The following is a 12,910-nucleotide window of genomic DNA, read 5'->3' as shown; positions in this document are numbered from 1 at the left end:
ACCACCACGCGCGCGCCGCCGGCCTCAAACGCCCCTTCACTCGACGCGGACGCAATCGACGAAGTACTCGATGCGCCCGTTGATCATCTCACCCACCAGTCCGTGGATATCCGTATGGAAGCCCGGGAAACGCTCGTTGAACTCGCGCGCGAACCGCAGGTAGCTGACGATCGTCTTGTTGAAGCGCTCGCCCGGAATCAGCAAGGGAATGCCCGGCGGATACGGCGTGAGCAAAATCGACGTCACGCGGCCTTCGAGTTCGTCGATCGGTACCCGGTCGATCTCGCGATGCGCCAGCTTTGCAAATGCATCCGACGGCTTCATCGCCGGTTCCATGCTCGACAGATACATCTCGGTCGTCAGGCGCGCGATGTCGTTTGCACGATAGACGCTGTGAATCTGCTCGCACAGATCGCGCAGGCCAATGCGCTCGTACATCGGATGATGCGCGACGAACTCCGGCAGCACGCGCCACAGCGGCTGATTGTTGTCGTAGTCGTCCTTGAACTGCTGGAGTTCGGTGACCATCGAGTTCCAGCGGCCCTTCGTGATGCCGATCGTGAACATGATGAAGAACGAATACAGCCCGGTCTTCTCGACGATGATGCCGTGCTCGGCCAGATACTTCGTCACGATCGCAGCCGGAATGCCGGACTCGCCGAAATCGCCGTCCACATCCAGACCCGGCGTGACAATCGTCGCCTTGATCGGGTCGAGCATGTTGAAGCCTTCGGCGAGCGGGCCGAAGCCGTGCCAGCGGTCGTTCGGACGCAGCATCCAGTCTTCGCGCGAGCCGATGCCTTCCTCGGCCAGCTCTTCCGGGCCCCATACCTTGAAGAACCACTCGTCGCCGTATTCGGCATCGACCTTGCGCATCGCGCGGCGAAAATCCAGCGCCTCCGCGATCGATTCCTCCACCAGCGCCGTGCCGCCCGGCGGCTCCATCATCGCAGCCGCCACATCGCACGACGCGATGATCGCGTACTGCGGGCTCGTCGATGTGTGCATCAGATACGCTTCGTTGAAACGATGGCGGTCGAACGTGCTGTTCTCGCTGTCCTGCACGACGATCTGCGAAGCCTGCGAGATGCCGGCGAGCAGCTTGTGCGTCGAGTGCGTCGCGAACACGAGCGCGCCGGTGCGCGGACGGCCCGCGCCGATCGCGTGCATGTCCTGATAGAACTCGTGGAATTCGGCGTGCGGCAGCCACGCTTCGTCGAAGTGCAGCGTGTCGAGCAGATCGCCCAGCAGGTCCTTGATCATCTCGACGTTGTAGATCACGCCGTCGTACGTGCTCTGCGTGATCGTCAGAATGCGCGGCTTCAGGTTCGGGTTCTTCGCAAGCGCTTCACGCGCGAACGGATTCGCCTCGATCTTCTTGCGGATGTTTTCCGGCTTGAACTCGTCGCGGGGAATCGGCCCGATGATGCCGAAGTTATTGCGCGTCGGCGTGAGGAACACGGGGATCGCGTGCGTCATCGTGATCGCGTGCAGGATCGACTTGTGGCAGTTACGGTCCACGAGCACGATGTCGCCCGGCGCGACCGTGGCGTGCCACACGATCTTGTTCGACGTCGACGTGCCGTTCGTCACGAAAAACAGATGATCCGCGCTGAAGATGCGCGCCGCGTTGCGCTCGGATGCCGCGACCGGCCCCGTGTGATCGAGCAACTGGCCGAGTTCATCGACGGCATTACAGACGTCCGCGCGCAGCATGTTCTCGCCGAAGAACTGGTGGAACATCTGCCCCAGCGGATTCTTCAGGAACGCAACGCCGCCCGAGTGCCCCGGGCAGTGCCACGAATACGAGCCTTCTTCCGCGTACTGCACCAGTTCCTTGAAGAACGGCGGCGCCAGCGAATCGAGATAAACCTTTGCTTCACGGATGATGTGGCGCGCGACGAATTCCGGCGTGTCCTCGAACATGTGGATGAAGCCGTGCAGTTCGCGCAGGATATCGTTCGGCAGGTGGCGCGACGTGCGCGTCTCGCCGTACAGGAAGATCGGGATGTCGGCGTTGCGTCGGCGCACTTCGGTCACGAACGCGCGCAGCGCGACGATCGCCGCGGCCAGTTCCGGCGTCTCGCCCTCGACCACGACGTTGTCGACGTACGGCAGCAGTTCATCGTCGTCGATCGACAGGATGAAGCACGACGCACGGCTCGACTGCTGCGCGAACGAGGTCAGGTCGCCGTAGCTCGTGAGCCCGAGCACCTCCGCGCCTTCTTTCTCGATGGCTTCGGCCAGTGCCCGGATGCCGGAACCCGAGATGTTCTCGGAGCGGAAATCTTCGTCGATGATGACGACGGGAAAACGAAACTTCATGGGCGATTCTCCAAAAAGAACGACCGCTGCTTCTGATGCGCAGCGGTCACCCGAAATGCCGGTGAGTCAATGCGCTGGGCGCGTCACGTTTTAGGCAACGTCACGCCGTGCTGACCTTGATATTTGCCGCCGCGATCCGCGTACGACACTTCACAAATTTCGTCGCTCTCGAAGAACAGAACCTGCGCGACGCCTTCGTTCGCGTAGATTTTGGCAGGCAAAGGTGTCGTATTTGAGAATTCGAGCGTGACGTGTCCTTCCCACTCCGGTTCGAACGGCGTCACATTCACGATGATCCCGCAGCGCGCATACGTCGACTTGCCGAGACACACGGTCAGGACGCTGCGCGGAATGCGGAAGTACTCGACCGTGCGCGCCAGCGCGAACGAGTTCGGCGGGATGATGCAGACGTCGCCCTTGAAGTCGACAAACGATTTCTCGTCGAAGTTCTTCGGATCGACGATCGTCGAGTTGATATTGGTGAAGATCTTGAATTCGTCGGCGCAGCGGATGTCGTAGCCGTAGCTCGACGTCCCATAGCTGACGATCTTCCGGCCGTCTTCGGAGACACGGACCTGGTCGGGCGCAAACGGCTCGATCATGTTGTGCGATTCGGCCATGCGCCGGATCCACTTGTCGGATTTGATGGTCATAGTTGAACGCTACGTGACAGATAAAAGGCCAGGTAAAAAGCCGGATCATGGGCCAGCCAAGGGGGCTGGCCGGCAGGCGGTGTACGCGCACTGCCGGGCTGGGCGTCCCGGGCTACGGCGTCCCGGCCAGGCGCCCCCGACGAAAGGCGCTCATTTTACGCGATAGAACAAAAGCTGCCGGTAGTGGGGAATTTCACTGCCGGATCAGCCCGCAGGCGAGCGGAACGCCCGCGCCATGCTGCGGGTAAGCGTACGGGTCGCTGGCGTCGTGATGCAGCAGCACCGAGCGCTGAACGACAGACCGTACGCCGTCGAGCGACACGTCCGGCGCGACGATAAAGCCGGTTGCCACGCCGTTCGAATCCGCATGAATGTTGCCGAGGTCGCCCTCGACGCGTGCACCGGCTTTCAGCCGTTCGGCGGCCGGTGAGAAGATCGCGCCGGCGCTGGAGCCGTCGGCGGCGTTGCAGTCGCCGCGCTCATGGACCTGCAGCGCGTGCTCGCTGTTCGGCGGCAGCCCCGCCAGGTTATACGTGACCTGCACGCCGTCGGAGCGCTCGATGAACGTCACCGTGCCGCGCGCCAGATTGCCGACGGTAGGCAGCAACTGCGCGTCGGCGCGTTTTTCCTGTGGTCTCAGGAAGGAAGTGCAGCCGCACAAAAGCAGGCTGCTGGCAGCCAGGACGATGAACGCATGCACCGCCTGTCCGTCGATTCGTTGTCTCATGCGATCCTCTTGTCGGCTGGCGACCGCCCCTGCGGCCGCCCGGCCAGACTTCGAAGCCGACATGATACCGCGCCGGCATCGCGCATTGACGCATGTGACATACCTGCCGGATGGCTAACGCAGCCTGCTGCACAGGCCGACGCGCGCCAACGCGGAAAAGCTCAGGTGTTCTGCACGACGATATTGGGAAACTTCGAGGTCATATCGCGTGCGCGTTCGGCGATGTGGATCGCCACCTTGCGCGCGATCGAGCGATAAATCTCCGCGACGCGCCCGTCCGGATCGGTCACCACCGTGGGCCGGCCGGAGTCGGCCTGCTCGCGGATCGCGATATCGAGCGGCAGGCTGCCGAGCATGTCGACGCCATATTCCCTGCCCATCCGCTCGCCGCCGCCAGCGCCGAAAATGTGCTCTTCGTGGCCGCAGTTCGAGCAGATATGCATGCCCATGTTCTCGACGATGCCGAGAATCGGAATGCCCACCTTTTCGAACATCTTGAGGCCCTTCTTCGCGTCGAGGAGCGCGATGTCCTGCGGCGTCGTGACAATCACCGCGCCCGTCACCGGCACGCGCTGGGACAGCGTCAGCTGGATATCGCCGGTGCCCGGCGGCATGTCGACGATCAGATAGTCGAGGTCCTGCCAGTTCGTCTGCCGCAGCAGCTGTTCGAGCGCGGAAGTGGCCATCGGGCCGCGCCACACCATCGGATTGTCCTGGTCGACCAGAAAGCCGATCGAGTTGGCCTGCACGCCGTGGCCGGTCATCGGATTCATCGACTGGCCGTCGGGCGATTCCGGACGACCCGTGATTCCGAGCATCATCGGCAGCGACGGGCCGTAGATGTCCGCATCGAGGATGCCGACGGATGCGCCATCGCTCGCCAGCGCCAGCGCCAGGTTCACGGCGGTCGTGCTCTTGCCGACGCCGCCCTTGCCCGACGCGACGGCGACGATGTTCTTCACATTCGGCAACAGTTTGACGCCGCGCTGTACCGTATGCGCCGCGATCTGCTGCGAGACCTGCACCCGCGTATGAGCGACGCCCGGCACCTGGCGCAGCGCGCCGGCGACCAGCGCCTCGATCGCTGCGAACTGACGTTTAGCCGGATAGCCGAGTACCACATCGACGCCGACTGTTGCATCATCGATGGAAACGTTCTTGAAGTTTTTTGCCGCCGCGAACGGGCGGCCGGTGTTAGGGTCAGCGACGGCTGCAAGCGCAGCGTCGACCAAAGCCCGATCAATACTCATTGAAACTCCGGGAACAGTTGCGGCACGGTCGAATCGAAGCTTCGCCGGCTGCTTGAAATTGAAAGAAATTGTTGCACGGCATTGCGAAAAACAGGCTTGCCGGGCACGCTTCGGCGGCTGCTTTCAGAAGGGCCAAATCGCTGTACGCTTAGTCATCATTGTAGTGGCTGGCGCGAGGCCTTGCCGGAAGACCCTTTTCCGCTGTCGGGCCGGGCAATCTGCTTTGGGCATCGACGACCGATTTTTTCGAAGAAAGGAACCACAATGAACATGAAAATCATCAGCCGTCTTACGGTGTTTGCAGTCGCTGGCGCACTACTCGCCGGCTGCGCGACGCAGCAGGGCACCGACACGGCCGTCGGTACGGGCGTGGGCGCGGCAACGGGCGCCGGCCTCGGCGCGATCTTCGGCGGCGGAAAGGGCGCGGCGATTGGCGCGGGCGTGGGCGCGGCGGTCGGCGGCGTCGCCGGCTACAACTGGCAGTCGATTCACAACAAGCTGTCGGGCGCCACCAAGGGCACCGGCACGCAGATCACCGAGCAGCCGGACGGCTCGCTCAAGCTGAACATCCCGAGCTCGGTCACGTTCGATACCAACAGCTACGCGATCAAGCCGTCGTTCGCGCCGGTGCTGGATCAGGTCGGTCAGACGCTGTCCCAGAGCCCGGAAGTGAACGCGCAGGTGGTCGGCCATACGGATAGCACGGGCCAGCCGGCGTACAACCAGACGCTGTCGTTGAACCGCGCGCAAAGCGTCGTGAACTACCTCGCGACGCACGGCGTCGCGGCACAACGCCTGTCATCACAGGGTCTGGGTTCGACCCAGCCGGTCGCCGACAACAGCACGGAAACCGGCCGCGCCCAGAACCGTCGCGTTGAAATCTATCTGCGCGCAATGGCCCAGCCGGGTCAGCAGCCGAAGTAACCACGTCTGATCGAGGGAAACGGCGGGCCGGCTGGTCCGCCGGAGAGTCGGGCCGGACAACATGAAATGTCCGCCCCGACAATTCAGGCAACGAATCAAAAAATATTTCGAACTCTGCAGGAAATCTGCTGTCTCTCTTTACGGTACGTGGCTGGCGATGCCGCCGCGTCACCATTCTCCTCTTGTCGTTGTTGCTCCGGGGCCCACTAGCCCCGGTTTTTTTTGGGCGTCCGGTTTTCGGCAGAACGTCCACGCAGCAAGCTCTTCAGCCCCGCCACGCGTTTCAACACTTCCCCTTCGCCGCCCGGCGGCCCGACGCTTCTCCTGTTCGTCGCCACGACTTCCCCAGCCATCCGGCCAGCCCCGCGCTGACGGGTCTGCCCTGCTAGAATCGAAGTTTCGTCCTTCCGCAAGCCCCAGAATCCCTATGTCAGCACCCGTTACCGATCTCACTGCAGGCACGCCGCCGGGCCGTCGCCAGATTCTCGTCACGTCCGCACTGCCGTACGCGAACGGACAGATTCACATTGGCCACCTGGTCGAATACATCCAGACGGACATCTGGGTCCGGTCGATGCGCATGCACGGGCACGAGATCTACTACGTGGGCGCCGACGATACGCATGGCACGCCGATCATGCTGCGAGCGGAAAAGGAAGGCATCACGCCGAAGCAGCTGATCGATCGCGTCTGGCAGGAACACAGGCGCGATTTCGACAACTTCGGCATTTCCTTCGACAACTACTATTCAACTGACTCGGAAGAGAACCGCGTCCTGAGCGAATCGGTGTACGTAGCGCTGCGCGAAGCCGGCCTGATCGAAGCCCGCGACATCGAACAGGCATACGATCCGGTCAAGGAAATGTTCCTGCCGGACCGTTTCATCAAGGGCGAATGCCCGAAGTGCGGCGCGAAAGACCAGTACGGCGACAGCTGTGAAGTGTGTGGCTCGACCTACCAGCCAACCGAACTGATCAACCCGTATTCGGTCGTTTCCGGCGCCACGCCGATCCGCAAGACGTCGACGCACTATTTCTTCCGCCTGTCCGATCCGCGCTGCGAGAACTTCCTGCGCGACTGGGTCGGCGGTCTGGCGCAGCCGGAAGCGACCAACAAGATGCGCGAGTGGCTCGGCGATTCGGGTGAGGCGAAACTCGCCGACTGGGACATTTCGCGCGACGCGCCCTACTTCGGCTTCGAGATTCCAGGCGCGCCCGGCAAGTACTTCTACGTGTGGCTCGACGCGCCGGTCGGCTATTACGCGAGCTTCAAGAATCTCGCGGAAAAGCGCGGTATCGATTTCGACGCGTGGACACGCAAAGGGTCGACGACCGAGCAGTATCACTTTATCGGCAAGGACATCCTCTATTTCCACACGCTGTTCTGGCCGGCGATGCTCGAATTCTCGGGCCATCGCACGCCGACCAACGTGTTCGCACACGGCTTCCTGACGGTCGACGGCGCGAAGATGTCGAAGTCGCGCGGCACGTTCATCACCGCACAAAGCGTCATCGACACCGGCCTGAACCCGGAATGGCTGCGTTACTACTTCGCGGCCAAGCTGAACAGCACGATGGAAGACCTCGACCTGCACCTCGACGACTTCCAGGCGCGGGTGAACAGCGACCTCGTCGGCAAGTACGTGAATATCGCGAGCCGCGCGGCGGGCTTCCTGATCAAGCGTTTCGACGGCCGCATCCAGGACAGCGCGATGCAGCATCCGCTGCTCGCGACGCTGCGCGCGGCGATTCCGCAGATCGCGGCGAACTACGAGGCACGCGAGTACAGCCGCGCGCTGCGCCAGACCATGGAACTCGCGGACACGGTGAATGCGTACGTGGACACCGCCAAGCCGTGGGATCAGGCGAAAGACCCGGCGAACGCGGTCGCGCTGCACGAAACCTGCTCGGTCAGCGTCGAGGCATTCCGCCTGCTGTCGCTGGCGCTCAAGCCGGTGCTGCCGAAGCTCGCCGAAGCCGTTGAAGCGTTCCTTGGCATCGAGCCGCTCAAGTGGTCGGATGCGAGCGTGCCGCTGAGCTCGGAGCGCGCCATCAACGCGTACAAACATCTGATGACGCGCGTCGATCCGAAGCAGATCGACGCGCTGCTCGAAGCGAATCGTGACTCGCTGCAGGCCACCGAAACCGGTGCGCCCACCGCGGACGAAAAGGCCAAAGCCAAAGCAAAGGTGAAAGCCGCCGTGGCGAACGGCAAGGCCGAGAACAAGGCCGACGCGGACGATTCCGGTGTCATCTCGATCGACGACTTCGCGAAGATCGACCTGCGTATCGCCAGGATCGTCGACTGCCGCGCGGTCGATGGGTCGGACAAGCTGCTGCAACTGACGCTCGACGTCGGCGAAGACAAAACGCGCAACGTGTTTTCGGGCATCAAGTCGGCGTATCAACCGGAGCAGCTGGTCGGCAAGCTAACGGTGATGGTCGTGAATCTCGCGCCGCGCAAGATGAAGTTTGGTCTGTCCGAAGGGATGGTGCTGGCGGCGTCGGCGGCTGACGAGAAGGCCGAACCGGGCATCTACGTGCTCGAGCCGGACAGCGGCGCGAAGCCCGGCATGCGCGTGAAGTGAAACAAGCTGATCGAAAGGCGCGCCATTCCGGGCGCCCGGGATGCGAAAAAAAGCACGTCCGGAGACGTGCTTTTTTCATTCACGCAGTCACCAGTTGATCCGGTCGAAACGCCGCGTGTAGAACAGTTCGACGCCATCGAACGTGCCGCCGTAGGCGGCGACCGACCAGTATCGCGTCAGGTTCACGGTTGCCTTGATCGCGTTGCTCGCCGTCTGCAGCCCCTGCTCGTAACCGATCACGAGCCATTCGTTGATCGCCTTCGACACCATCACGACCTCCGGGTCCGTCAGCCCGACGTCGCTGCGCCCGATGGAGAATTCGTCGAGTCCGAACGTATTCGCAATCTTCTTGCCGTTCGCGCTGCCCAGCAGCGCGAGCGCGGTCGTCATCGTGCTCTGCTGGCCGAGGTTATTGCCCTGATCGGTGCCATGGCCGAACAGCAGCCAGGAGAGTTTTTCGTTGTCCGCCACGTTCGGCTCGGAGACGAGCCTCGCAACCGGCGACTGGATCGTGCCCGTCACCTGCACGCCCGCCTCGACCTGCTGGTTGCGGCGCATCGCGAGAATGTTGATACCCGGATTCGCCACCGGCCCGTTGAACGTGAAGAAGCCGTTTTCGATGCCGAGCTTGCGCCCGAACGCGGTGTAGGTCGAACCTTCGGTGACGCGCACATTGCCCACCGCGCGCAGCGGCAGGTTCGGCGCGCTCATCGCGGTAATCGTGCCGCGCAGGCCGAGGTCGGCGCCCTGTCCGCGGAAACGGAAGTCATTGCCGAGATTAATGTCGATGTTGGCGCGCGGCGCGAACGGCCCGATGGACTTCTCGCTGCCCGCCACCGTGGGCTTCTTCTCGCCCTGCACGGTGCCGTCGGGACGCACGATCACGACATCGTCGCCGAGCTTGGGCGCGGATTGCTCCGGCATGTCGAAGAGCGCGTGATCGACGTTGAACTTGCCGTTGATCGCGAGGCCGCCGAGCGGGCCGGCGCTCGCGACACTCGCGCTGCCCGACAGCGACAGCTGGCGATCCGGCGACGCGAACAGTTCGAGCTTGTCTGCGACGATGCTCGCCTTGACGTCCGGATCCGGACCGCCAACCCTCACCTGACCCGTCGCGCGCAGCGTGCCGCTCGCGCCGTGAAACTCGACCTGCTGGAAATCGACGAGGTTTTCCGACAGCGCAATGTGAATGACGCCGTCCTTCAGTTGCACACCCTGGTCGACGAGTGTGGCCGAGAGCCCGTCGCCGATCAGCGAGCCGGACAGGTTCGGCTTTGCAACGGTGCCGGCAAGCGCCAGCTTCAGCGCGAGGTGACCGTCGAGCAGATAGCTCGGTCCAAACAGACCGCCCGTTGTCTTCAGCGACGGGACGTTGGCGATCACGCTGCCTGTCAGCGGCGCCTCTTCGCCCAGCGCCAGCATGCCGTCCTGCATGACGAGCGCTGTATGCGCATCGGCGTCGATGACGCCGATGCGGTTCGCCTGCGCATGCACCGTCGCGCTCAGCCGGTTGCCGCCGCTGAACTCGGCGCGCGCCGCGATATCGGTGATCCCCAGCGAAGCGAGACCACGCCCGACTTCGACGGTGATGTCGCCGGTACGGCGCTTTAGCTGGATGTGACCGGTCGCGGTTTCGCCGAGCGAGAAGTCCCAGTCGCCATCGAAGACGAGGTCGGTTTTCACGACCGGCGGGGTGCCGGTGATTTCCTGTCGCAACGCCTGCAAACGCGGCACCGATATGTCGGCAATCGAGCCCGCCGAGCGCATGCGGCCGTGGTCGAAGACGAACGATTTCAGATCGAGCACCGCGGTTTCGAGCGTCAGGCGCGTCGAACCGAGCGTCACGCGGCTCGGGGCGACGCTCACCGTCAGCGGCGACTCGAGGTTGAGGGACGGCGTGCCGCGATTCTGCAGACGCGTCACCGTACCGTCCCAGTGCGTACCGTCGCGGGCGTCGGTGAGGTGGCCGCTGGCAGCCAGCGTCATGTCCAGCGACCGCTCGCGAATCTTGCCGATCGCTTCGGCATCGAGCGTGTGGTTCGCGCGGGTGCCACGCAGATGCGCGCTGAGCGTCGCCAGGTCGACGCCCTCGGTGGTCAGGTTACGCGCGTCCGTCGTGAAGACGAGCGCGCCGTTCGCCCCGTCGCGCAGTTCGGCGTGCCCTTCCGCGTGGCCAAGCCGGTTCGCGCCGAACGCGACACCGTCGGCCTTGTAGTTCAGCACGACGTCCGGATGCGCGAACGAACCGGTCATGTCGCCATCCGCCGCGACAGCGCCCGCGATGCCAAAACCGAGACGCCCCAGCTGGGGCGCGTCGACCTTGAACCGCAGACGGTCGCCGCGCCCGCCGAAGCTGCCCTGCAGATCGACGTCGTTGCCCGCCACCGAGAGGTTTGCCTTGCTCGGCAGAATCCGCGAACCGGCGAGCTGGATCGTGCCGCCGCCCGTCAGCGGCAGGTCGTCGTAGACGCTCGGACCGAGGCGGAAATCGGCCTTCGTCGTGAACGTCGGACCGAGCACACCAGCCGCCATGATCGAACCATTAACGCGTGCTTCGATCCTGCGCTTCGCCGGAGCCGGGTGCTTCGTGGCGGGCTTGTGGGGCTCGGGGTTTGTAGCGTTCGCGACGTTCGCGGCATTCGCACCCTTTGCGCCCGTCCCACCCTTCGCAGCCGGCGCAGGCGCGCGCGACGGCATCTGCGAAGTCAGCAGCAACGGATCGAAATCGGTCAGCGTCGCCTTCAGGTTGTAGGTGGAATTCGCATCGTGCTTGATGGCCCCGGCCAGATCGATACGACCCCTGGCCGCAGTCAGCCTGACGTCGCTGAAGCTCAGGCGCGCCGGATCGAACGTCACCTTGCCCTGCGCGCGCAGCGCGGCCTTCGGATCGTTGAGGTCCAGCGTGATGGTCTGAATATCGTCGTTCAGACGGATGCTGACGGGTCCCGAGAACTGCGTCGGCATGACGCTCGCCTCGATCGCGTTCAGATCGAGACCCGCGACACGCAGATCAAACTGGCCACGCTTGCCGCTCAATGCGCCGCCACCGGTAATCGTCGCCGTCTTGACGAGCCGCACGTTCAGGTTCGAGATGCGCTGCGCCTGTGCGTCAAGCCGCACGTCGGCACGGGCGTCGATGAGGGGCAGCAGTTTCTGGTCGATGCCGCCGGGCTTCGCGTTGACAATCGATACCGAGCCCACGACAGCGAAGCCGGGCTTTTTACCGGCCGGCGCTGCGCTGCCGGCGGCCGTCGGGACAGCGGTGCGGCTCGCGGCATCTGCAACGCCTGCAGCACTACCCGCGACGGCTGCGCTTGCCGCTTTCGCCGCGCCCGGGACACGTGCGCTACTGGGCGCACGCGTCGCGACAGCCGCACGTGAAGCCGCACGCGAAGCACTTGCTGCTTTCGCTCCTTTCGTACCGCTGGCCACGACAGTCGACGAAGCAGCCGAAGCCGAGGCAGAAGCCACCTCGGGCGCCAGCAACACGGCACCGCCCTCACCCGCCTCCACCGGCTGCAACTCAGCCCGCACGGCCAGATCCGCGAACGGCGCGCCTGGCGCGAAAGCCTGCGGATTCACGTGATCGAAGGTGAGCGTCGCGCGCTGGATGGGCACGGCGGCAAATGGCGTCGCCTCGACGCGCGCGTGACCCGTGAGCTTCATGCCGCTCGCGTCAAGTTCAGCGACAAGCGTCTCCAGCGAGCCCGTCAAATGCCCGCCGACCTGCACGGCTTCGTTGTTGACCTTGCCCGAATAGCCGGCGTCGCCGGTCAGTGCAAACGGCTTGACGCCATCGAGCTTCGCCGATGCCGTCACGGCGCCGAACGGCGTATCGAGGCGGTCGATCGCGGCTTCATGGTGACGGCCATCGCTGCGCCCGTGAAAGACGAAGCGCGAGAATTCCATCGTCGATCCGCCCTGACGCAGCAGCAGTTTGTCCACCCGCAGATCGCGCACCTCGAGCTGCAACGGCAACCGCAGATCCTGCGGCAGTTGCAGCGGGCCCGCACTGGACGTGGAAGGCGCGACGCGCGCGTCGATCGTGCCCACGTGCAGAGAGTCGATCGCGAATCGCCACGGCTTGTCGGTCAGCGCCCAGCGACCCGCAATGCGGTCAATCCTGATATCGGTACCACTGCCGTCGAGGCTGCGCCATTCCACCTGATGCAGCCGCAGCCCGGTCGCGATCGTGCCGCCTTCGAGCGTGCCGGTCAGCCGGCCGTCCAGGATTCTGACCGCCGCGCGCCAGGCGTAAGCCGTGCCGCGCTCGGTCGTCAGCGTGCCGTACAGCAGGCCCGCCACCAGCGCGACGAGCACCACCGGCACCGTCGCCGCCCACACCAGCGCCGTCCACAGCCGGCGCCGGCGCGGGCGCCCAGGCGGCGGCGTGGCGTCGCCGGGCTGGTCGGGTGGCGGGTTGGCGGGCGTATCCGTCGTCATG

General features: G+C 64.2%; 7 protein-coding genes. 2 read left to right on the top strand and 5 right to left on the bottom strand.

The features are described from left to right. Positions 1–36 precede the first annotated feature (36 nt). The 4 genes from P3T16_RS21020 to apbC all read right to left on the bottom strand — a co-directional run bounded on the left by P3T16_RS21020 (position 37) and on the right by apbC (position 4,955). Positions 37–2,325 (bottom strand): Orn/Lys/Arg decarboxylase N-terminal domain-containing protein, encoded by a 2,289-nt coding sequence (locus tag P3T16_RS21020; protein ID WP_429257838.1) that lies wholly within the window; start codon positions 2,323–2,325, stop codon positions 37–39. Positions 2,326–2,408: 83 nt separating this feature from the next. After that, positions 2,409–2,978 (bottom strand): dCTP deaminase, encoded by a 570-nt coding sequence (gene dcd / locus P3T16_RS21015; protein WP_429257837.1) that lies wholly within the window; start codon positions 2,976–2,978, stop codon positions 2,409–2,411. Between the two features lie 193 nt (positions 2,979–3,171). Further along, positions 3,172–3,705 (bottom strand): superoxide dismutase family protein, encoded by a 534-nt coding sequence (locus P3T16_RS21010; protein WP_429257836.1) that lies wholly within the window; start codon positions 3,703–3,705, stop codon positions 3,172–3,174. Positions 3,706–3,866: 161 nt separating this feature from the next. After that, entirely contained in the window at positions 3,867–4,955 is a 1,089-nt protein-coding gene (gene apbC / locus P3T16_RS21005) for an iron-sulfur cluster carrier protein ApbC (RefSeq protein WP_429257835.1), read from the bottom strand. A 264-nt stretch (positions 4,956–5,219) separates the two neighbouring features. On the opposite strand from apbC, the gene P3T16_RS21000 reads away from it, so the two are divergent. Both P3T16_RS21000 and metG read left to right on the top strand, forming a co-directional pair. Further along, positions 5,220–5,879 carry an OmpA family protein gene (locus P3T16_RS21000; RefSeq protein WP_429257834.1) on the top strand — a complete coding sequence of 220 codons (660 nt, stop codon included), beginning with the start codon at positions 5,220–5,222 and terminating at the stop codon, positions 5,877–5,879. Between the two features lie 427 nt (positions 5,880–6,306). Then, positions 6,307–8,466: a methionine--tRNA ligase gene (gene metG, locus P3T16_RS20995; RefSeq protein WP_429343701.1), complete on the top strand. Its 2,160-nt coding sequence runs from the start codon at positions 6,307–6,309 to the stop codon at positions 8,464–8,466. A gap of 87 nt (positions 8,467–8,553) precedes the next feature. Here the strand turns inward: metG and P3T16_RS20990 are convergent, their stop codons facing one another. Next, positions 8,554–12,909, bottom strand: coding sequence for a translocation/assembly module TamB domain-containing protein (locus P3T16_RS20990; RefSeq protein WP_429343700.1), 4,356 nt, complete (start codon positions 12,907–12,909; stop codon positions 8,554–8,556). Between the last annotated feature and the right edge of the window lies 1 nt (position 12,910).

The organism is Paraburkholderia sp. GAS42, assembly GCF_050436565.1.
Taxonomy (GTDB): Bacteria; Pseudomonadota; Gammaproteobacteria; order Burkholderiales; family Burkholderiaceae; genus Paraburkholderia.
Note: the sequence above shows the minus strand (reverse complement) of the source record. Positions and strands in the feature narration are given on the sequence as shown.

What these genes read in the sequence shown, in the direction of transcription:
- P3T16_RS21020 (WP_429257838.1), bottom strand. Translation starts at nt 2,325, where the DNA reads ATGAAGTTTCGTTTTCCCGTCGTCATCATCGACGAAGATTTCCGCTCC.
- dcd (WP_429257837.1), bottom strand. Translation starts at nt 2,978, where the DNA reads ATGACCATCAAATCCGACAAGTGGATCCGGCGCATGGCCGAATCGCAC.
- P3T16_RS21010 (WP_429257836.1), bottom strand. Translation starts at nt 3,705, where the DNA reads ATGAGACAACGAATCGACGGACAGGCGGTGCATGCGTTCATCGTCCTG.
- apbC (WP_429257835.1), bottom strand. Translation starts at nt 4,955, where the DNA reads ATGAGTATTGATCGGGCTTTGGTCGACGCTGCGCTTGCAGCCGTCGCT.
- P3T16_RS21000 (WP_429257834.1), top strand. Translation starts at nt 5,220, where the DNA reads ATGAACATGAAAATCATCAGCCGTCTTACGGTGTTTGCAGTCGCTGGC.
- metG (WP_429343701.1), top strand. Translation starts at nt 6,307, where the DNA reads ATGTCAGCACCCGTTACCGATCTCACTGCAGGCACGCCGCCGGGCCGT.
- P3T16_RS20990 (WP_429343700.1), bottom strand. Translation starts at nt 12,909, where the DNA reads ATGACGACGGATACGCCCGCCAACCCGCCACCCGACCAGCCCGGCGAC.